Annotated in this window: 18 protein-coding genes; 12 read left to right on the top strand and 6 right to left on the bottom strand. The window is 73.1% G+C overall.

Annotated features, from left to right (window positions below):
* Window positions 1–52: 52 nt before the first annotated feature.
* The 3 genes from ACPXCS_RS18505 (at window position 53) to ACPXCS_RS18495 (ending at window position 2,610) form a co-directional block, all read left to right on the top strand.
* On the top strand, window positions 53–301 hold the full coding sequence (locus ACPXCS_RS18505; RefSeq protein ID WP_003989952.1) for an acyl carrier protein: 249 nt from the start codon (window positions 53–55) through the stop codon (window positions 299–301).
* A gap of 86 nt (window positions 302–387) precedes the next feature.
* On the top strand, window positions 388–1,659 hold the full coding sequence (gene fabF, locus ACPXCS_RS18500; RefSeq protein ID WP_425945165.1) for a beta-ketoacyl-ACP synthase II: 1,272 nt from the start codon (window positions 388–390) through the stop codon (window positions 1,657–1,659).
* Window positions 1,660–1,809: 150 nt separating this feature from the next.
* Window positions 1,810–2,610, top strand: a complete 801-nt coding sequence (locus ACPXCS_RS18495) for a DUF2382 domain-containing protein (protein ID WP_425945164.1) — start codon at window positions 1,810–1,812, stop codon at window positions 2,608–2,610.
* Between the two features lie 74 nt (window positions 2,611–2,684).
* Here the strand turns inward: ACPXCS_RS18495 and ACPXCS_RS18490 are convergent, their stop codons facing one another.
* Window positions 2,685–3,179: a DUF3145 domain-containing protein gene (locus ACPXCS_RS18490; RefSeq protein ID WP_425945163.1), complete on the bottom strand. Its 495-nt coding sequence runs from the start codon at window positions 3,177–3,179 to the stop codon at window positions 2,685–2,687.
* A 258-nt stretch (window positions 3,180–3,437) separates the two neighbouring features.
* Here ACPXCS_RS18490 and ACPXCS_RS18485 point away from each other — a divergent pair, with 258 nt between their 5' ends.
* Entirely contained in the window at window positions 3,438–4,331 is an 894-nt protein-coding gene (locus tag ACPXCS_RS18485; protein ID WP_425945162.1) for an SGNH/GDSL hydrolase family protein, read from the top strand.
* 10 nt (window positions 4,332–4,341) lie between these two features.
* On the top strand, window positions 4,342–5,313 hold the full coding sequence (locus tag ACPXCS_RS18480) for an aldose epimerase family protein (protein WP_425945161.1): 972 nt from the start codon (window positions 4,342–4,344) through the stop codon (window positions 5,311–5,313).
* A gap of 81 nt (window positions 5,314–5,394) precedes the next feature.
* Here the strand turns inward: ACPXCS_RS18480 and ACPXCS_RS18475 are convergent, their stop codons facing one another.
* Complete coding sequence (locus ACPXCS_RS18475) at window positions 5,395–7,914, bottom strand: glycoside hydrolase family 3 protein (protein ID WP_425945160.1); 2,520 nt, start codon at window positions 7,912–7,914, stop codon at window positions 5,395–5,397.
* 64 nt (window positions 7,915–7,978) lie between these two features.
* Between ACPXCS_RS18475 and ACPXCS_RS18470 the strand changes: the two genes are divergently transcribed.
* Window positions 7,979–8,560, top strand: a complete 582-nt coding sequence (locus tag ACPXCS_RS18470) for a TetR/AcrR family transcriptional regulator (RefSeq protein WP_425945159.1) — start codon at window positions 7,979–7,981, stop codon at window positions 8,558–8,560.
* Between the two features lie 97 nt (window positions 8,561–8,657).
* Window positions 8,658–9,890 (top strand): pyroglutamyl peptidase, encoded by a 1,233-nt coding sequence (locus tag ACPXCS_RS18465; RefSeq protein WP_425945158.1) that lies wholly within the window; start codon window positions 8,658–8,660, stop codon window positions 9,888–9,890.
* Here the strand turns inward: ACPXCS_RS18465 and ACPXCS_RS18460 are convergent.
* Window positions 9,841–10,677, bottom strand: a complete 837-nt coding sequence (locus tag ACPXCS_RS18460) for an EI24 domain-containing protein (protein ID WP_425945157.1) — start codon at window positions 10,675–10,677, stop codon at window positions 9,841–9,843. The genes ACPXCS_RS18465 and ACPXCS_RS18460 overlap by 50 nt on opposite strands.
* 197 nt (window positions 10,678–10,874) lie before the next feature.
* Here ACPXCS_RS18460 and ACPXCS_RS18455 point away from each other — a divergent pair, with 197 nt between their 5' ends.
* On the top strand, window positions 10,875–13,448 hold the full coding sequence (locus tag ACPXCS_RS18455; protein WP_425945156.1) for a M14 family zinc carboxypeptidase: 2,574 nt from the start codon (window positions 10,875–10,877) through the stop codon (window positions 13,446–13,448).
* Window positions 13,445–14,590 (top strand): serine hydrolase domain-containing protein, encoded by a 1,146-nt coding sequence (locus ACPXCS_RS18450; RefSeq protein WP_425945155.1) that lies wholly within the window; start codon window positions 13,445–13,447, stop codon window positions 14,588–14,590. Before ACPXCS_RS18455 ends, ACPXCS_RS18450 begins: the two co-directional genes overlap by 4 nt.
* A 68-nt stretch (window positions 14,591–14,658) precedes the next feature.
* Here ACPXCS_RS18450 and ACPXCS_RS18445 read toward each other — a convergent pair whose 3' ends face one another.
* Both ACPXCS_RS18445 and ACPXCS_RS18440 read right to left on the bottom strand, forming a co-directional pair.
* On the bottom strand, window positions 14,659–15,078 hold the full coding sequence (locus ACPXCS_RS18445) for an organic hydroperoxide resistance protein (protein ID WP_425945154.1): 420 nt from the start codon (window positions 15,076–15,078) through the stop codon (window positions 14,659–14,661).
* 105 nt (window positions 15,079–15,183) lie between these two features.
* Window positions 15,184–16,206, bottom strand: coding sequence for an NADP-dependent oxidoreductase (locus ACPXCS_RS18440; protein ID WP_425945153.1), 1,023 nt, complete (start codon window positions 16,204–16,206; stop codon window positions 15,184–15,186).
* 100 nt (window positions 16,207–16,306) lie between these two features.
* Here ACPXCS_RS18440 and ACPXCS_RS18435 point away from each other — a divergent pair, with 100 nt between their 5' ends.
* Entirely contained in the window at window positions 16,307–16,759 is a 453-nt protein-coding gene (locus tag ACPXCS_RS18435; protein WP_425945152.1) for a MarR family winged helix-turn-helix transcriptional regulator, read from the top strand.
* Between the two features lie 353 nt (window positions 16,760–17,112).
* On the opposite strand, the gene ACPXCS_RS18430 is transcribed toward ACPXCS_RS18435, so the two are convergent.
* Window positions 17,113–17,931, bottom strand: coding sequence for an SCO2400 family protein (locus ACPXCS_RS18430; RefSeq protein WP_425945151.1), 819 nt, complete (start codon window positions 17,929–17,931; stop codon window positions 17,113–17,115).
* Window positions 17,932–18,186: 255 nt separating this feature from the next.
* On the opposite strand from ACPXCS_RS18430, the gene ACPXCS_RS18425 reads away from it, so the two are divergent.
* Window positions 18,187–19,350 (top strand): mandelate racemase/muconate lactonizing enzyme family protein, encoded by a 1,164-nt coding sequence (locus tag ACPXCS_RS18425; RefSeq protein WP_425945150.1) that lies wholly within the window; start codon window positions 18,187–18,189, stop codon window positions 19,348–19,350.
* Window positions 19,351–19,411: 61 nt separating this feature from the next.
* Window positions 19,412–20,416 (top strand): zinc-dependent alcohol dehydrogenase, encoded by a 1,005-nt coding sequence (locus ACPXCS_RS18420; protein WP_425945149.1) that lies wholly within the window; start codon window positions 19,412–19,414, stop codon window positions 20,414–20,416.
* The last annotated feature ends 73 nt before the right edge of the window (window positions 20,417–20,489 follow it).

Below are 20,489 nucleotides of genomic sequence, written 5' to 3'. Positions count from 1 at the left end.
ACGGGAAGAACCACCTGCCACACCCTCTGGATATCTACGAAGGAGCGCCAACATGGCCGCCACTCAGGAAGAGATCGTCGCCGGTCTCGCCGAGATCGTGAACGAGATCGCCGGCATCCCGGTTGAGGACGTCCAGCTGGACAAGTCCTTCACCGACGACCTGGACGTCGACTCGCTGTCCATGGTCGAGGTCGTCGTCGCCGCCGAAGAGCGCTTCGACGTCAAGATCCCGGACGAGGACGTCAAGAACCTCAAGACCGTCGGCGACGCGACCGACTACATCCTCAAGCACCAGGGCTGATCGACCGATCAGGCCCCTGGGCTGACTGCCCCGCCACCCGGCGGTGGCGCCGCTTAATCCTCGGATCCGTTGGAGAAAGAATTCCCGTGAGCTCGACCAATCGCACCGTGGTCGTCACCGGTATCGGCGCAACCACACCGCTGGGTGGCGACGCAGCCTCTACCTGGGAGGGCCTGGTCGCCGGACGTTCCGGCGTCAAGCCCCTGGAGCAGGACTGGGCGGCCGACCAGGCCGTCAAGATCGCGGCGCCCGTCGCCGTGGAACCGACCGAGGTCATCCCCCGGCCGCAGGCCCGCCGGCTGGACCGCTCGGCGCAGTTCGCGCTGGTCGCGGCCAAGGAGGCCTGGGCCGACGCCGGCTTCGAGTCCAAGGCCGGCGAGGACCCGAGCGTCGACCCCGACCGGCTGGGCGCGGTCATCGCCTCCGGCATCGGCGGCGTCACGACGCTGCTCGACCAGTACGACGTGCTGAAGGAGAAGGGCGTCCGCCGCGTCTCCCCGCACACCGTTCCCATGCTGATGCCCAACAGCCCGTCCGCCAACGTCGGGTTGGCCGTGGGGGCCCGGGCGGGCGTGCACACGCCGGTCTCGGCCTGCGCGTCGGGTGCCGAGGCCATCGGCTACGCCATCGAGATGATCCGCACCGGCCGCGCCGACGTCGTCGTCGCGGGTGGCACGGAGGCGGCGATCCACCCGCTGCCCATCGCCGCGTTCGGCAACATGATGGCGATGTCCAAGAACAACGACGACCCGCAGGGCGCGTCGCGCCCCTACGACACCGCCCGCGACGGCTTCGTCCTCGGCGAGGGTGCCGGTGTCGTCGTCCTGGAGTCCGCCGAGCACGCCGCCAAGCGCGGCGCCCGGGTGTACGCCGAGGCGGTCGGGCAGGGCATCTCCGCCGACGCGCACGACATCGTGCAGCCGGAGCCGGAGGGGCGGGGCATCTCGCACGCCCTGCAGAACCTGCTGGAGCGCACCGACCTGGACCCGGCGGAGATCGTGCACGTCAACGCGCACGCGACGTCGACGCCGGCCGGTGACATCGCCGAGCTGAAGGCGCTGCGGAAGGTCTTCGGCGACGACGCCGACCACATCGCCGTGTCGGCGACGAAGTCCATGACCGGGCACCTGCTCGGTGGCGCGGGTGGCGTCGAGACGGTGGCGACCGTGCTCGCCCTGTACCACCGGGTGGCCCCGCCGACGATCAACGTGGAGAACCTCGACCCGGAGGCCGAGGCGAACGCGGACGTGGTCCGCGGTGAGGCCCGGAAGCTCCCCGTCGACGGGCGGATCGCCGCGCTGAACGACTCGTTCGGGTTCGGCGGGCACAACGTGGTGCTGGCGTTCCGGACGGTCTGATCCCGACGTTTCCGCGAGTGGCCCGGTCTCTTCAGGAGTCCGGGCCACTCGCCGTTGTGCCCTCGTTCGATAAATGGCATATGTGCGGTTTCTGCACCCGTAACGGTGGTGACTCGGCTGTAAAGGCCAACGAGCAAGGGACCCACCATCATGATCACTCGTGAGCAGATACCGACTGTGCTGGACCACCCCGTCTACGACGCGGACGGCAACAAGATCGGGGACGCGCGACACGTCTTCTTCGACGACGTCACCGGCGAGCCGGAGTGGGTCAGCGTCAGTACCGGCCTGTTCGGCACCAGCGAGTCCTTCGTACCGATCCATGACGCCGCGGTCGTCGAGGACCATCTCGAGGTGCCGTACGACAAGAACCGCGTCAAGGACGCCCCCAACGTCGACATCGACGCCGGCGGCCATCTGTCCGAGCAGGAGGAGCACCGCCTGTACGAGCACTACGGCATCGACTGGGACGCGGCCTGGCAGCAGACCGGCCGGCACGACCAGGAAGGCTGGGCCGGCACCGGCGAGACGACCGGCACCCGCCCCTCCGCGGACACCGGCCTGGGCGGCGACGACGCCATGACGCGCTCGGAGGAGCGCATGCACGTCGGCACCGAGCGGCGTGAGGTGGGCCGGGCGCGGCTGCGCAAGTACGTCGTCACCGAGGACGTGCAGCAGACCGTGCCGGTGCGCCGGGAGGAAGTCCGCGTCGAACGCGAACCGATCACCGACGACAACCGGGACGCCGCCCTGTCCGGACCCGACATCACCGAGGCCGAGCACGAGGTCACGCTGCACGAGGAGCGGCCCGTGACGCAGACGGAGACCGTACCGGTGGAGCGCGTGCGGATGACGACCGACGAGTACACCGACGAGGAGACCGTCCGCGGCCAGGTCCGCAAGGAGCGCATCGAGGCCGAAGGCACCGAGGAGGACCGGCGGGACCGGTAGCGACGCCTGCACACGTCGGCCCGCTCGCTGCGAGCGGGCCGGCGCCGGTGCGCCAGGCGACCCGCCGACCGGCTTCAGACCACCTGGTGGAGCCAGCGGACCGGGGCGCCCTCGCCCGCGTAGCGGAAGGGTTCGAGCTCGTCGTCCCAGGGCTTGCCGAGCAGCTTGTTGAGCTCGGCCTCCAGGTCGGTCTCGCCCTGGCGGCTGCGCTGGAGTGCCGCGCGCAGGCGGTCCTCGGGGATGAGGATGTCGCCGTGGATGCCGGTGACGGCGTGGAAGATGCCCAGGTCGGGGGTGCAGCTGTAGCGCTCGCCCTCGGCGGTGGGGCAGGGTTCCGCGGTCACCTCGAAGCGCAGCAGGTGCCAGCCGCGCAGCGCGGAGGCCAGTTTGGACGCCGTGCCCACCTGGCCCTGCCAGGAGAACTCCGAGCGCCAGGTGCCGGGCGCGGCGGGCTGCCGGATCCAGTCCAGGCTGACGCGTGTGCCGAGCACCCCGGCGACGGCCCACTCGACGTGCGGGCACAGCGCGCGCGGCGCGGAGTGCACGTACAGAACTCCACGTGTCGTCACCGGAACCTCCGGGCAGAGCGGACCATCTTGGAACGGGCGGAACGGCGGTGACCGGGAGGGTCACGTTGATGGCGAGGCTACCGTGCGGGGGCGCGAGGAGTGTGACGTACGGTCGGTCCAGGTACCGGGAAACTCCCGCCATTCACCCAGGGGGACGCTTGTACGGGTGTGAGGCGTTGCACCCGGCCGCTCGGGAACCCTGGTGCGGTGTCATGGGTTGGGAGAGCAGGGACGGTACGGCGAGGGGACGGACCAGGGATGCGGACGCGGAGCAGCCGTTCACGGAGCGTTCTCGCCGTGGTCGCCGCGGCCGTGCTGGGCGTGGCCGGGTGCGACGCCGTGGGCGGTGACTCCGCCGCCCCGTCCGGGCGCGCGAAACCGTCCCCGAAGCCCACGCCCCTGTGGGACCGCAGCCCTCGTTCCGTCGCCGCCGTCGGTGACTCCATCACGCGTGCGTTCGACGCGTGTGACGTGCTGTCGGACTGTCCGGAGGCGTCCTGGGCGACCGGCGCGAGCCCCGAGGTCGACTCGCTCGCGGTGCGGCTGCTGGGCCGGTCCGGGGCCGCCCGGCACAGCTGGAACCACGCGGTGACGGGCGCGCGGATGGCCGACCTGCCCGGGCAGATGGCACAGGCGGTGCGGCACGAACCGCAGCTGGTGACGGTGATGGTCGGGGCGAACGACGCCTGCCGGGCCACGCCTTCTGCGATGACCCCGGTCTCCGCCTTCCGCGCCGACTTCGAGGACGCGCTGCGTTCCCTGCGCAAGGCCCTGCCCAAGACCCAGGTGTTCGTGGCGAGCGTGCCCGATCTGAAGCGGCTGTGGTCCGAGGGCCGTACCAGCGCGATGGCCCGGCAGGTCTGGCAGCTGGGCGTCTGCCCGTCGATGCTGGGTGACGCGGACGCCCTGGACGCCTCGGCGACCCTGCGGCGGGAGCGGGTGCAGCAGCGCGTGGAGGAGTACAACGAGGTCCTGGCGGAGGTCTGCGACCGGGACGAGCGGTGCCGTCACGACGGCGGGGCGGTGTACGACTACCGCTTCGGCACGGCCCAGTTGAGCCGCTGGGACTACTTCCACCCGAGTGTGAACGGACAGGCCCGGCTGGCGGAGATCGCGTACCGCACCGTCACGGCGGAGAAACCCCTCACCTAGAGTTCCGCACATGAGCGAACTCTTCGGCACACTTCCCGACGGGACCCCGGTGCACCGCTGGACCCTGCAGCGGGCGGGCGTACGGGTGCGGGTGCTGTCGTACGGCGGGATCGTGCAGTCGGTCGAGGTGCCGGACCGGGCGGGGCGGGCCGCCGGCGTGGTGCTGGGGTTCCCGGATCTCGACGGGTACCTCGCCCGTCCCGAGCCGTATCTCGGCGCCCTGGTCGGGCGGTACGCCAACCGGATCGCCGGTGGCCGGTTCCCGCTGGACGGCCGGACGTACGCCCTCGAGACCAACGACGGGCCCCACTCGCTGCACGGCGGGGTGCGGGGCTTCGACAAGCGGGTGTGGGACGTGACCCCGGTCGAGCACGGGGTGCGGCTGTCCCGGGTCAGCGCGCACGGCGAGGAGGGCTTCCCCGGGCGGCTGGAGGTCTCGGCGACGTACTCGCTCCTGGCGGGCGGGGTGCTGCGGATCGCCTACGAGGCGGTGACGGACGCGCCGACCGTGGTGAACCTGACCAACCACAGCTACTTCAACCTGGCGGGTTCCGGTGACGCGGGCGGTCACGAACTGCGGCTGGCGGCCTCCCGGTACACGCCGGTCGGCGCGGACCTGATCCCGGCCGGCGGCCCGGCGGACGTGTCCGGCACGCGCTTCGACTTCCGTACGGCCCGCAAGGTGGGCAGCGGCTACGACCACAACTTCGTGCTCGACAAGGGCGTGACGGACACGGCGGTGGAGGTCGCCGAGCTGCACGAGCCGGCGTCCGGGCGGGTGCTGACCGTGGCGACGACCGAGCCCGGGCTGCAGCTGTACACCGCCGACCACCTGGGCGAGCCGTTCGCGCCCGGCGACGGCGTCGCGCTGGAGACCCAGCACTTCCCCGACTCGCCGAACCGGCCGGACTTCCCGACGACCGTGCTGCGGCCGGGCGAGGTGTTCCGCTCGGAGACGGTGTACGGGTTCGGCGTGCGATGAGTCCGCCGCCGGGGACCACGAAGCCCCGGTCCGGAGGTCAGGTCCCGGACCGGGGCTGCCGAGGGGGGAACTTGTCCCGGATCAGACGTTAATCGTCGCGGTGATCCTGCGGTCCGTGATCGAGCGTCCGACCTGGATCTCGTACGAACCCTTCACACACGACCACGAGCCGGTCGCTTCGTCCCAGATCTCGAAAGCGCGGCGGGGCAGTTCGACGTTCGCCTCGACCGTCTCGCCGGGGCCGGCCTCGACGCCCGCGAAGCCGGCCAGCCAGCGCGCCGGGCGGGCGGGGCCGGTCTCGCCGGGGGCGAGGTAGAGCTGGACGACCTCGCGGCCGTGGCGGTCGCCGGTGTTGCGCAGGCGGACCTTCGCGGTGGTCCCGTCCGGCGTCCCGGAGACCTCGACGGACTCGTAGGTCCAGTCGGTGTAGCCGAGGCCGTGGCCGAAGGGGTAGGCGGGGGTGCGGCCGTGCTTCTCCCAGGCGCGGTAGCCGATGAAAACGCCCTCCTCGTAGGGGAGTTCGCCGTTCTCCGGGACGACCCGGGTGACCGGGGCGTCGGCCAGGGAGCCCCAGGTGGTGGGCAGGCGGCCGCCGGGCTCGTGGGCACCGGTGAGCACGTCGGCCAGGGCCGCGCCGCCCTCCTGGCCGGGGAACCAGGACAGCAGCACGGCGGCGACCTCGTCGCGCCAGGGCAGTTCCACCGGGGAGCCGGAGTTGACGATCACGACGGTGTTCGGGTTGGCCGCGGCGACGGCGCGCACCAGGTCGTCCTGGCGGCCGGGCAGGCGCAGGTCCGTGCGGTCGAAGCCCTCGGACTCGACGCGCTCGGTGGTGGCGACCACGACGACGGCCGTGTCGGCGGCCCGGGCGGCCTCGGCGGCCTGAGCGATCAGGTCGTCGGGGTCGTGCTGCGGGCCCTGGTGGGCGAGGGTGAAGACGATGACGCGCAGGGAGTGGTCGTCGTCCGGCGGCGGGACCGTACAGGTGAGGGACACCTCGACGGGTTCCCCGGCGGTGAGGTCGACCCGGGCGTGCGGCACGGGCGGGCCGAAGAACGTGAGGAACGGGTCCTCCCGGTCGGGGCGCTGGACGTCGTCGTAGTACGTGGTGCCGGCGACGGTCAGCCGGAAGGGGCCGAGGCCCTTGATGCCGAAGGTGTGCGTGCCGGTCTCGCGCGGGGTGAAGGTGCCGGTCAGTTCGATGCTGTGCAGGGTGCCGGGGGCGCCCCCCGCCCGAGCGGAGCCGGGGCCCTGGGGGAGGGTGACGCCGTCGGGGAGGTCGGCGGCCGTCCACTGGATGTGGCCGCTGGGCGCCGAGCGGGTGCCGAGGACGGTGCCCGCGGCGTCGCGGCAGACGGCGCGCAGCTCGAAGCCCCGGTCGGCGACGCCGAGTTCGGTGGCGGGGTCGGCGCCGAGGGCGTAGCTGAGGGTGCCTTCGGGCAGGGCGGCGGTGAGGCCGTCGAGCGGGGAGACGGTCCGGGCCGGGAAGACGGTGGCGGAGCCGCCGCCGAGGACGCGGGCGTCGCGGGCGGCGGCGCCGATGAGCGCGACGCGGCCGGGCCTGAGCGGCAGGGCGCCGTTCTCGTTGCGGACGAGGACGAAGGAGCGCCGGGCGATCTCGCGGGCGAGGGACGCGCCGTCGACGCCCGGGGGCGGGTCGGTGACGACGGGTTCGGCGCCCTCCAGGACGCCGACCCGGGCGGCGAGGCGCAGCACGCGGCGGACGGCCTCGTCGACCAGGGTCTCGTCGGCCTCGCCGGCCCGCACGGCCCGGGCGAGGTTCTCGCCGTAGACGGTCCCGGGGCCGGGCATGGCGATGTCGAGGCCGCCGGTGAGGGCGCCGGTGGTGGAGCGGGCGGCGGTCCAGTCGGAGACGTTGACGCCGTCGAAGCCCCAGTCGCCGCGCAGGACCTCGACGACCAGGTGGTGGTGCTCGGTCATGGTCGGGCCGTTGACCGCGTTGTAGGCGGTCATGATGCCCCAGGGGCGGGCGTCGGCGACGATCGTCTCGAAGGGGGCCAGGTACAGCTCGCGCAGGGCGCGTTCGCTCACCAGGTTGTTCACGGTGAAGCGGTCGGTCTCGGCGTCGTTGGCGACGAAGTGCTTGACGGTGGTGCCGACGCCGCCGGACTGGACGCCGCGGACGTAGGCGGCGCCGATCCGGCCGGTGAGGTGCGGGTCCTCGCTGTAGGCCTCGAAGTGGCGGCCGCCCAGCGGGGAGCGGTGCAGGTTGACCGTGGGGGCGAGCAGCAGGTGGACGCCCTTGCGGCGGGCCTCCTGGGCCAGCAGGACGCCGGCCCGGTGGGCGAGGCCCGGGTCCCAGGTGGCGGCGAGGGCGGTCGGGGAGGGCAGGGCGACGGACGGGTCGTCGGCGCTCCAGTGGACCCCGCGGACGCCCACGGGGCCGTCGGACATGACCAGCGACGCGAGGCCGGCCTCCGGCAGCGCGGGCAGGCTCCACATGTCCTGGCCGGCCAGCAGCCGCGCCTTGGCGTCCAGGTCGAGCTTGCCGAGGGCCGCCTCGACGGCCGCCTCACGCCGCTGCTCCGCTGTCTCCGCCACGTCGGCACCTCCACCTCGAAAGCCGCTGGACGTCACCATCGTGCACCCGGAACCTGTGACACGGTAGGTTTCGTTATCCGCCCGTGATGTCGGGGTGCTCGGCGTGTCGTACGGTGACGCCATGACGGCCAGGACGAGGAGCGAGGAGCGGCGCGCGGAGATCGTGCGGGCCGCCCTGCTGGTGATCGCCGAGCGCGGCTACCGCGCCGCGAGCCTGGCGGCGGTCGCCGAGCGGGTCGGGCTGACCCAGCAGGGGCTGCTGCACCACTTCCCGACCAAGGAGGCGCTGCTCGTCGCGGTCCTGCAGGAGCGGGACCGCTGGGACGCGCTGCCCGCCGGCCGGCTGCGCCTGGACCTGCTGGCCTCGCTGGTCGAGTACAACGCGATGCGGCCCGCCATCGTCCAGACCTTCTCGGCGCTGCTCGGCGAGAGCGTCACCGAAGGGCACCCGGCCCGCGCCTACTTCACCGAGCGCTACGTCGGGGTCCGCGCGGGCATGGCCGAGGTGCTGCGTGCCGAGTACGGCGACCGCCTGCCGAGCGGCCTCACCCCCGAGCGTGCCGCCCCGCTGCTGGTGGCGATCCTGGACGGGTTGCAGTACCAGTGGCTGCTGGACCCGGAGTCGGTGGACATGGCGTCGGCGTTCCGGGACTTCCTGACGCTGCTGGGCGAGGGCGGCGACTGAGCCTTCCGGCACGTATGGCGGGGACCGCTCCCGTCACGCGATACTTCCGCCGTCCGGCACCACGCCACCCCCACCGTGACGGAAGGGCTCAACCCCCTTGAACTCCATACGCGTTCGCCTCGGCGTCCTCGGCCTCGCGCTGCTGACCGGCCTCACCGTTCCCCCCTCCGCGAGCGCCGCCGGGGCGGCCCCCTCCCCCACCGTGGAGGAGCAGCGGCTCGACCGGGCCGCCCCGCAGGAGATCCTGCGCCGCTCCGGCTTCGACGCCGTCGCCCCGCGGCTGGCCCGGGCGCTGGAGACGGCCCGCTCCTACGGGGAGGCCCGCCGGGCCGTCACCCGCGAGGGGTCACGGCTGTGGCGGCGGGCCGTCGACCGGGCGCAGGGACGCGGCCCGGCGGGCGGGGACCTCAGCCGCGACGACGACCGGCCGCTGTACTGGGCGCGGCTGGGCATGACCCGCGAAGTGCGCACCTGGGAGCCCGCGTTCGGGCTGACGGACGGGCAGCGGGCCGCGCTGCTGGACGAGCTGGAGCGCACCTCGCGCGGGCGGACGGCCATCGGCTACCCGCACGGCAAGGGCCTGAAGCGGATCCTGCTCACCGGCTTCGACCCGTTCACCCTGGACCGGGACGTCCGCATCTCGAACCCGTCCGGCGCCACCGCGCTCGCCCTCGACGGCACGGTCGTCGAGACCGCGGACGGCCCGGCCCGGGTCGAGACGGCCGTGTTCCCGGTGCGCTGGCGGGACTTCACGGCGGGGGCGGTGGAGCGGACCCTGCGGCCGCATCTGGGGAAGGTCGATCTGTTCACGACCGTGAGCCAGGGCCGCGTCGGGCGGTTCGACATCGAGCGGACCAACGGGGCCTGGCGGGGCGGCTTCGGGGACAACGAGAACATCGGCCGCACCGAGACCGTCCCGGTCGCCGACCCCGCCTCGCAGCCCCAGTGGACGACGACCACGCTGCCGTACGCGGCGATCGTCGCCGCCCCCACCGGCCGCTTCCCCGTGTACGACAACACGAGCGTCACCGAGATCCCGGCGGGCGGCACCCAGCCCGTCGTGCGCCCCGAGGGGCCGACCCCGGGCTCGACGGCGCGCGCGGGCGGCGGCGGGGACTACCTCTCCAACGAGATCGCCTACCGGGCGACCCTGCTGCGCGACCGGCTCGGGCTGCACGACGTCCTGCCGGGCGGGCACGTGCACACGCCGGTGCTGCAGTTCGGCGCCGGCAACACCACCGAGGTGACCGACCCCGAGTTCGTGCGCAACCGGCTGGACATCATCGCCCAGGTGCGGGCGATCCTGCAGGCGGCTGCGGAGGCTTCGTGAGGTCGTGACGACCGCCGTCGCCACCCTCGCCGTCCTCCCGGATGTCCTCGCCCAGCAGTTCACGCGCCATGAGGGTGGCGCCGGCCACCGCGCCCGGCATCAGGAACACCGCCACGAACGGCACCAGGAAGGACACCGCCAGGGGCGTGCCGAAGCCCCAGACCAGGGTCCTGCGGGAACGCAGCAGCGTGAGGCGGGTACGCAGTTGCACGCCGCGGCGCTGGAGGGCGACGGCGGTCAGTTCCTCGGTGAGGAAGAACCCGGTGACGAAGAACCCGATCACCGGCACGGCCGTCTGCCCGACGACCGGGATGAAGCCGCACGCGAACAGCAGCACCCCCCACAGCGCGGCCCGCACCACGATCCGCAGGCTGTCGCGGCCGGAGATCCACAGCTCCCGCCACAGCGGCAGCCCCGACTCGGGGGCGTGCCCGTCCGGGGACACGTCCCGGTCGACCTTCTCGGAGAGGTTCTCGTAGAAGGGCTGCCCGATCAGCAGCGTCACCGCGGTGAACGTCACGACGGCGAGGAGCAGGGCGAGCGCGAAGAGCACGGCGGTCAGGAAACCGCGGAAGAGCCCGCGCCAGGTGCCGGACCAGTCGTCGGCGAACGGCGTCGACCAGGCGACGGCGTCCTCCCCCCACACCCCGAGCGCGACGAGCACCGCCGCGTACAGCACCAGGGTGATCAGGCCCGGGAGCAGCCCGAAGCCGTAACTCCTGCCGTGCCGGGCCACCCACCGCTGGCCCTTGAGCAAGTACCGGAAACCCGTCCCCAGATCGCGCATGGGTCGACCCTATCCGGGCCCGTGTCGCGCTCTTGACGCGCTCCGGTCACACCGCTGTCACGGGCCGCGCAGGTCAGGACGGGACCCGCCCGCGGGGCCATCCGGGTCACGGGTGACACCGACGCGCCCTTGTTGCCGTTGAGTCGAACCGGTACACCTCGCCGTACCGATCTCAGGAAGCCCCCCGGGAGGTAGGCGTGCGCACCACGAGAACCGTTCCTGCGAGACCCTTACTGATCGTCACCCTCGGCCTCGCCACGGCCGGTTCGCTGCTGCTGGCCCCCGGCACCGCCGGCGCCGACCCCCGGCCCGTCACCCGGGAGGGCGTCCCCGTCGACGACCGGGCGGCCCGGGCTCCCGAGAGCGCGGCCCGCCGGGCCCTGGCCGCGGCCGGGGAGACCCCCGCCGCGACGGCCACCCGCGGCTACCCCCGCCGCCAGCTCCTCTCCCCCGACCCGGTGAACCCCGGTGACCGGTCCCTGAAGCTGGGGCTCGTCCCGTACCACGGGATCGCCCCGCGGCTGAACGCGCTGCAGCGCCTCGGCGACCGGGTGAGCGTGGAGGTGGCGGGCCGCTCGGCCGGGGGCCACCGCCTCTACCTCGTCACCGTCACCGCGCCCGAGACCACCCGCGAGGCCCGCGCCCAGGAGCGGATGCGCGAACTCATCGAGCACGCGCCCGCGTCGGCGGCCAGGTCCCCGGAGATCAAGCGCTCCTACAAGACCCCCGTCTTCGTCAACGGCAACATCCACGGCAACGAGTGGGAGGGCACGGACGCCTCCCTGGAGGTCATCGAACAGCTCGCGACCGCGACGGACGCCCGGACGCGGGACCTCCTCGCGCACAGCCGCCTGTACTTCAACGTCACCGCCAACCCGGACGGCCGCATCGCCGGAACCCGGGCCAACGCGGGCGGCTTCGACCTCAACCGGGACTTCGTCACCGCCTCCCAGCCCGAGTCCCGCGCGATGCGGCGCATCCAGCTCGACACGCAGCCGGCCGTCCTGCTCGACCTGCACGGCTACGTCAACGGCACCCTCATCGAGCCCACCACTCCCCCGCACGGCGAGAACTACGAGTACGACCTGTTCCTGAAGAACACCTACGCCAACGCCCTCGGCATGGAGGCGGCCGTCAACGCCCTCGGCTACACGCCCGCCGAGGACGGCGTGGAACCGGCCCAGATCCCCTTCCGCGACCAGGAGGAGGGCTGGGACGACTGGCCGCCCATCTTCACCCCGCAGTACGCGGCCTTCCACGGCACGGTCGCCGCCCACACGGTGGAGATCCCGCTGGCGGTCAACAACGAGGAGTACGACGAGCTGCCCGCGGCGGAGCTGCGCCGCCGCTCGGCGATCAACACGGCCGTGGCGGGCGCGGCCGTGCGCGCGACCCTGGACCACGTCCGGGAGCGGCGCGCGAGCCTGATCGCCGACCAGATCGAGGTCTTCCGCCGCGGCGCGGCGGGCGCCGAGCAGGTGCCGGTGTCCCCGCGGACGGTCCCCGGCGTGCCCGGCATCGGCCCGGAGGACGTCTACACGACCGACTTCCCGCGCGCCTACGTCATCCCGCCCGGCACCTCGCGCGCCCAGCGCTCCGCCCCGGCCGCCGCGCGCCTGGTCGACCACCTCCTCGCCAACGACGTGCGCGTCACCCGCGCCACCCGCCCCTTCCGGCTCGCCGGGCGGACCCACCCCGCCGGCTCGTACGTCGTCGACATGCACCAGCCCAAGCGCGGCATGGCGAACGTGCTGCTGGCCGACGGCCGGGACATCAGCGACAAGGTGTCGGTGATGTACGACATCTCCGGCTGGAGCCTGGGCCGGCTGTGGGGCGCCACGGTCGAGCCGGTCCCGTCGGGCAGCCTGCGCGGCGCGCCCCTGCGCCCGGTCGGCGAGGCGGCCCCCGTGGCCCACGTGCCCCCGCGCGGCGACCTCCGCCTGTCCCTGCGCGACCCGCGCGAGATCGCGGCCCTCAACTCCCTCCTGCGGCAGGGCGTCCCCGTGCGCCGGGCCCGGGACGGCAGCGCGGTCGTCCCCGCGTCGGCCCGCCACGAGGCGCTCACCGCCGCCCGCACGCACGACGTGTCCTTCACGGCCACCCGGCTCACCGGAACCGCGCCGCTGCACCGCCTGCGTGTGGCCGCCGCCGTGACGCCGGGTGAGCTGTTCGCGCTGCGGGAGATGGGCTTCGACGTCACCCCGGTCTCCACCGCCGTGCTGAACGCGGGCTTCGACTGGTCCGGCACCGACGTGCTGTTCGTCTCCGCGGGCCTGGACCGCGCCCGGCTGACGGCGGCCGCGCGCGACGCCCTGGACGCCTTCCTGAGCCGTCACGGCCTGGTCGGCCGGGGTGCGGCGGGCGCGGCCCTGAACGCGGCGGCGGGTCTGCTGCCCGTCACGCCCGTGGCGGGCAACGGGGACGCGAACGGCGTGGTGCGGGTGACCAACCCGGGCCCCCTCGCCCAGGACGCGCCGGACCACACCTTCGTCTACGCCCCGCTGTGGTTCACCGGTCTCGGCGCCGGGGTGCGCGTGGAGCAGGCGTACGCGACCGGGAATCCGCTGCTCTCGGGCCACTGGCGGCCGCTGCGGGACGGCTCCGGCGGACCCGCGGCCGCAGCCGGCCGGGCCGCCGTGGTCAGCGGTGACCGGACGGTCCTGTTCGGTACGGAACCACTCTTCCGTGACCACCCCAAGGGAGAATTCGCCCAGGTGGCGAGGGCATTGTTCACAGTGGCACACAGCGGTTCGGTTGAGGAGAGCGGATGACGCAGGAGATCCACGGCACCGTGGCGGACGGCTTCGAGGACGTACGTGAGGAGTTCGCCGCGTTCGTGGCCGGGGAACGGCCCGACTACGAGGGCCAGCTGTGCGCCTACGTCCACGGGCGCAAGGTCGTCGACCTGTGGGCGGGCACCGAGGCGGACGCCCTCTACGGCGTCTTCTCGTCGACCAAGGGTGCCGCTGCCCTGGTCGTGGCCCTCCTGGTGCAGGACGGCACGCTCGAACTGGACCGCAAGGTGACGTACTACTGGCCGGAGTTCGCGGCCGAGGGCAAGGGGAGCCTGACGCTGCGCGACCTGCTCGCGCACCGGGCGGGCGTGGTCGGCACGGACACCGGCTTCACCCTCGCGGAGCTGGCGGACGACCGTCAGCTCGCCGAACGCCTGGCGGACCAGCGGCCGTTCTGGCGTCCCGGCACGGCGTTCGGCTACCACGCGCTGGTCATCGGCGCCCTCGCCGGCGAGGTGGTCCGCCGGGCCACGGGCCGCACGCTCCAGGAGGTCTACCAGGAGCGGATCCGGACCCCGTACGCCCTCGACTTCCACCTGGGGCTGCCCGCTCACCAGGAGCCCCGCTTCCGCACGACGCAGCCGATGGCGCCGACCCCGAGGCAGCAGGCCCTCCTCGACGCCACGCCGACCGGCCCGCACACGCTGACGTCGATCGCCTTCAACGGCAACGCGGCGGAGCCGACCGACCTGGCCTCGCTGCCGAACATGCCGCTGGTGCGCGCGAAGGGGCCGGCGTCGGTGGGCGGCGTGGCGTCCGCGCGAGGGCTGGCCGGGATGTACGCGGCGGCGATCAGCGAGGTGGGCGACCGGGCGCCGCTGCTCAAGCCGGACACGGTGGCGGAGTTCGGCCAGTTCCACTCGGTCGGCTACGACCTGGTGGCCCGAGCCGTGAAGTCGTTCGGGCTGGGCTTCCAGGCGACGGCTGACACGTGGCACCCGTTCCTCGGCGCCGGGACGATCGGGCACAGCGGGGCGAGCGGCTCGCAGGCCTTCGCGGATCCGTGGAGCGGTCTCGCGTACGGCTACACGCGCCGCCGGTTCGCCTTCCCGGGCGGCGCGGCGCCGGAGAACGACCGGCTCGCGCGGGCCGTCCACCGGGCCGCGCTCGCCGCCTGACGCCGGGCACGGACGGAGGCCGCACCCCACGTCCAGGGGTGCGGCCTCCGTGTACGCAACGACGGTCCTCAGACCAGCGTCACGGTGATGTTCCCGCGGGTCGCCTTCGAGTACGGGCACACCTCGTGGGCCTTCTCGACCAGCGACCGGGCGGTGCCCCGGTCGACCCCGGGGATGTCGGCCGCGATCTCGACGATGATCCCGAACCCCTCCCCGTTCCTGCCGAGGCCGACCTTCGCGGTCACGGTCGAACCGGTGAGGTCGGCACCCTCCTGACGGGCGACGACACCGAGCGCACCCTGGAAGCAGGCGCTGTACCCGGCGGCGAAGAGCTGCTCCGGGTTGGTGCCGGCGCCGCTCCCGCCCATCTCCTTCGGCGGGTTGACGACGACGTCGAGCTTGCCGTCGTCGGTGGCCACACGGCCGTCGCGCCCGTTCTCGGCGGTCGCCACGGCGGTGTACAGGACGTCGGACTGCTGGATCGGCATGCGGTGGTGTTCCTTCGGTCGTCCGCCGCGGCTCGCGCCCGGGCCGGGACGGATTCGGAAAGAAACTACCGCATGCCGGAAATCCAGCAAAGGGCACCGGGGCCGTCAGAGCTTGACGATCATCTTCCCGGTGTTGTCGCCGCGCAGGACGCCCAGGAACGCCTCCAGGTTGTTCTCGATGCCCTCGACGACCGTCTCGCGGTACTTCAGCTCACCCGAGGCGACCCAGGGGGCGACCTCCTGGACGAACTGCGGCTGCAGGTCGTAGTGGTCGCCGACCAGGAAGCCCTCGATGCGGCCGCGGGTCTGGATGAGGCGGGCGAGGTTCTTCGGGCCCGGGGCGGGCTCGGTGTTGTTGTAGACGGAGATCATGCCGCAGACCGCGATCCGGCCGCCCTGGTTGAGGGAGCCGATGGCCGCCTCCAGGTGGTCGCCGCCCACGTTGTCGAAGTAGACGTCGATGCCGTCGGGGGCGGCGGCGCGCAGCTGCTCGCCCACGGGCCCGTCCTTGTAGTTGAAGGCGGCGTCGAAGCCGTACTCCTCCACGAGGAGCTTCACCTTCTCCTCCGACCCGGCGGAGCCGATGACCCGCGAGGCGCCCTTCAGCTTGGCGATCTGCCCGACCTGGCCGCCCACGGCGCCGGCGGCACCGGAGACGAAGACGGCGTCGCCCTCCTTGAAGGAGGCGGTGCGCAGCAGGCCCGCGTAGGCGGTGAGGCCGGTCATGCCGAGCACGCCCAGGTACGCCGACAGCGGCGCGGCCTCCGGGTCCACCTTGACGGCGTTCTTCCCGGCCACGACGGCGTACTCGCGCCAGCCGAAGAAGTGCAGCACGTGGTCGCCGACGGAGATGCCCTCGGCGTTCGACGCCACGACCTCGCCGACGGCGCCGCCCTGCATGACCTTGCCCAGCTCGAACGGGGCCACGTAGGACTTCGCGGCGCTCATCCGGCCGCGCATGTACGGGTCCACGGAGAGGTACGCGTTCCGGACGAGGACCTGCCCCTCACCGGGCTGCGGGACCTCCGCCTCGACCAGGGCGAAGTCCTCGGGCTTCGGCCAGCCGACCGGGCGGCTGAGCAGGTGCCACTCGCGACTGACGGCGGGGAGGCTGGGCGTGTCGGTCATGGTGCGCCTTTCCTTGGGTCTCCGGCAGATGTTTCAGTACCTGAAACAACCATGCTCCTGAATATTTCAGGTTGTCAAACAACCGGGTACCCTCGATGGCATGGCCTCCACCACACCGACGTCCCCCAGCCGGACGAACCGCCGCCCCGATCCCCTGACCGTCGAGGTCGTGGAGCTGATCGGGGAGGTCGTGGCGCGGTTCCACGAGGACTACGAGTCGGCGGCGGCCGAGCACGCGCTGACGGGCGCGCAGGCGCGGCTGCTGAGCCTGCTGTGCCTGGAGCCGCTGCCGATGCGGAGGCTGGCGCAGCGGCTGAAGTGCGAGCCGTCGAACGTCACCGGGATCGTGGACCGGCTGGAGGCGCGGGGGCTGGTCGAGCGGCAGCCGGATCCGGCGGACCGCCGGGTGAAGGTGGCGGCGGCGACGGAGGAAGGGCGGCGGGTGGCGCGGAGCCTGCGGGAGTCACTGCGGTTCGCGCGGGAGCCGCTGGCGGGGTTGTCGGAGGAGGAGCGACTCGCACTGCGGGATGCGCTGCGGGGGATGCTGGCGTGACCTCGCAGGGTGCCCGGGGTTGACGCCCTGGTCGGGGCGCTGTCCGCCCCGGCGTTCCGAGGTGCCCGGCGTCACCGCTGGGGCCGGGGCGCCGCACGGCTCGGCGCGACGAGGTACCGCTGCGCCCACCCTCCCCCAAGCTCTCGGCGGCACGCATGCCCGCAGCTGGGCGGGACGCATGCCCGCAGCAGGGGGACCCGCACCCGCCGACGCACGGAAGGGGACGTGTCGGGGGGTGTCCGCCCGCAGCGGTTGGCGCGTCGACGCCAGTCAGCCGGTGAAGGGGCCCATCGCGCCGTTCCGAGGACGGACACCCCCCGGCGCGGCCCCGACCCCCCGCCCACCGTCAGGCGCTACGTGCACCACCACAGAAACCGGTCGCACGTCTCCGACGGGGACGGTTCCGGCTCCGGGGGGCGGGTCGTCGGGTCCGCGGTCGGAGTGGGTGCCGGGGCCGGTCCGGTGGCCGCCGGGGCCGAGGTGGGACGACTGGGCGACGTGCCCGCCGGGGCCGACTCCGGATCCTTCGACACCTCGTCACCCTCCGGCGACTGCGAGGTCTCGTCCGACGGCGACGCGGAGGCCGACGCAGACTCGGACTCACCGGCGGACGGGCTCGCTGACGAACCCTCAGGAGCGCTGCTCCCACCGGGAGTCGCCCCCTGCTCGCCCGCTTCCGCCTCCACCGCCTCGCCGTCCGCCGACTCCCCGCCGGCCGCCGCGGGCTTCGGCGCCTGCTTCTGCGCGTCCATGCCCAGCTCCGCCAGACTCAGCCCGCCCGCCGCCAGCACGAACCCGGCCGCGACGAACAGCGTCCGGCGCCGCCGCCGTCGGTGCGCCGCGGCCTTGCGGTCCCGCCGGCTCGACCCACCCGGGCCGTCACCCGCCGGACCCTGCCCGCGTCCCCGCCGGCGCGCGGCACGCCCCGAGGGCTCGTCGCCGACCTCGCCGACCTCGTCGGCCCCGCCGGCCTCCCCGTCGGCGGCCTCCTCAGCGACCTCGTCAACGGCGTCGTCGCCCTCGGCACCGGCCGCCCCGGCACCCTCGCCGGCGCCGTCGTCGTACACGCCCTGCCCCGGCTCACGCCAGCGCAGCGATTCCGCTGAGGTGCCGCATCCGGGGCAGGCCAGCGCGCCGTTGAGGTGCCGTCGGCACGGGTCGCAGTAGTCCATGACGCGGGAAGGTTAAGTTCCGCGCGGGTCACGTTCCTAGATCCAGCTGTGAAGGTTCTGTAGGGACACCCCCCGCCGGTGGTTTCGAAACTGTCGAAACCGTTATGCGCGCGACCCATTGACACCCCCACCGCCCCGTCCTTACTGTCACGCCAGCATTTCGAACGTGTGCCGAAATCTCGAACACAGCATGACGGGCACACGGACGAAACACTGACGGAAACTGAGCCGACGAAGCTGCGAGGGACAACCGCCGTGCGCATCACCGGAATCAGCACACACGTGGTCGGGACGCCGTGGCGCAACCTGACCTACGTCCAGGTGCACACCGACGAGGGCATCACCGGAGTCGGCGAGACCCGGATGCTGGGACACACCGACGCCCTTCTCGGTTACCTGAGGGAGGCCGAGGCCAACCACATTCTCGGCTCCGACCCGTTCGCTGTCGAGGACCTCGTCAAGCGGATGAAGTACGGCGACTACGGCCGCGCGGGCGAGATCGTGATGTCGGGCATCGCCGTGATCGAGATGGCCTGCTGGGACATCAAGGGCAAGGCCCTGGGCGTCCCCGTCTGGCAGCTGCTGGGCGGCAAGGTCACCGACAAGGTCAAGGCGTACGCCAACGGCTGGTACACCACCGAGCGGACCCCGGAGGCCTACCACAAGGCCGCCCAGGGGGTCATGGAGCGCGGCTACCGGGCGCTCAAGATCGACCCCTTCGGCACCGGCCACTTCGAGCTGGACCACAAGGAGACCCTGTACGCCGTCTCCCTGATCGAGGCCGTCCGCGACGCCATCGGCCCCGAGGCCGAGCTGATGCTGGAGATGCACGGCCGCTTCTCCCCGGCCACGGCCGTGCGCCTGGCCAAGGAGCTGGCGCCGTTCAAGCCGGCGTGGCTGGAGGAGCCGGTGCCGCCGGAGAACCTGAAGGCGCTGGAGAAGGTCGCCGCCAAGGTCGACATGCCGGTCGCCACCGGCGAGCGCATCCACGACCGGATCGAGTTCCGGGAGCTGTTCGAGAACCAGGCCGTCGACATCATCCAGCCGGACGTCGGCCACATCGGCGGCATCTGGGAGACGAGGAAGCTCGCCGCGACCGCCGAGACCCACTACATGCTGGTCGCCCCGCACAACGTGGGCGGCTCGGTGCTGACCGCCGCCTCCCTCCAGGTCGGGTTCACCTCCCCGAACTTCAAGATCCTGGAGCACTTCAACGACTTCGCGGACGCGGAGATCAAGAAGGTCGTCAAGGGCGCCCCGCAGGTGAACCCGGAGGACGGCTGCTTCCACCTCTCCGACGCGCCGGGCCTGGGCGTGGAGCTGGACGTCGACGCCGCCGCCGAGTTCCCGCAGCAGCAGGCCCGTTTCGACCTCTGGGCGGAGGGCTGGGAGCAGCGCAAGCCCAAGGGCACCCAGTGACCGTCCGGCCCCCGCAAACCCGCGACCGGGCACCGAAACCTTCGAAAACCGGAGGAGCCACGTGAGCACCGCGGTAGTGATCGACGCCCCGGGAGAGCACCGTCTCGTCCCGCACGAGCCCCGGCGGCCCGGGGCCGGTGAGGCCCTGGTGCGGGTGCACGCGTCCGGCATCTGCGGCAGCGACCGCGAGGTGTACCAGGGCAACCGCCCCGAGGGCTACGTGCGCTACCCGCTCACCCCGGGCCACGAGTGGTCCGGGACGGTGGAGGCCGTGGGCGCGGACGTCCCCGCCTCCCTGGTCGGCCGCAAGGTCGTCGGCGAGGGCTTCCGCAACTGCCAGGTGTGCGACCGCTGCCACGCGGGCGACACGACCCTGTGCGCGGCCGGGTACGAGGAGACCGGGTTCACCCAGCCGGGCGCGATGGCGGCCACGCTGACCCTCCCGGCCCGGCTGCTGCACGTCCTGCCGGACGGCTGCGACCTCACGGCCGCGGCGCTGCTGGAGCCCGCCGCGTGCATCGCGGCCGCCGCGCTGAAGGCGAACGCGCGGCCCGGCGAGAAGGTGGCCGTGGTCGGCACCGGCACGCTCGGCATGTTCGCCGTGCAGTTCCTGAAGGCGAACTCGCCGGCGGAGCTGCTGGTCGTCGGCACCCGCCGGGACCGCGAGGCGCTGTCGCGGCAGTACGGCGCGACGGACTTCCGGACGAAGGACGAGCAGCTCCCGGACGACGTCGACGTGGTGATCGAGACGGCCGGTTCCGCGGACGCCGCCCGGATCTCCGCCGCCCTTCTCAGGCGCGGGGGCCGGCTGGTTCTGACGGGCATCCCGGCGCCGGGCGCCGAGGGCCTCGACCCGACCGACCTGGTCGTGCGGCAGCTGGAGGTGCACACCGTCTTCGGTGCTCCGCCGGAGGCCTGGGCGCACACCGTGCGGGTGTTCGCCGCCGGGCTGCTCGACCCGCTGCCGCTGGTGACGCACGAGCTGCCGCTCTCCGAGTTCTCGCAGGCCATCGAGCTGGTGGGGGCCGGCGACCCGAAGGTGGGCAAGGTGCTGCTCCGCCCGTAGCCGTACGCCGGTACGGGGGCGACCTGACGGCCCCCGTACCGGCGTACACCCAGCCTTGCCGTACCCAGAGCCG

It is taken from the genome of Streptomyces sp. DT190, from assembly GCF_049846985.1.
Lineage (GTDB): Bacteria > Actinomycetota > Actinomycetes > Streptomycetales > Streptomycetaceae > Streptomyces.
Note: the sequence above shows the minus strand (reverse complement) of the source record. Positions and strands in the feature narration are given on the sequence as shown.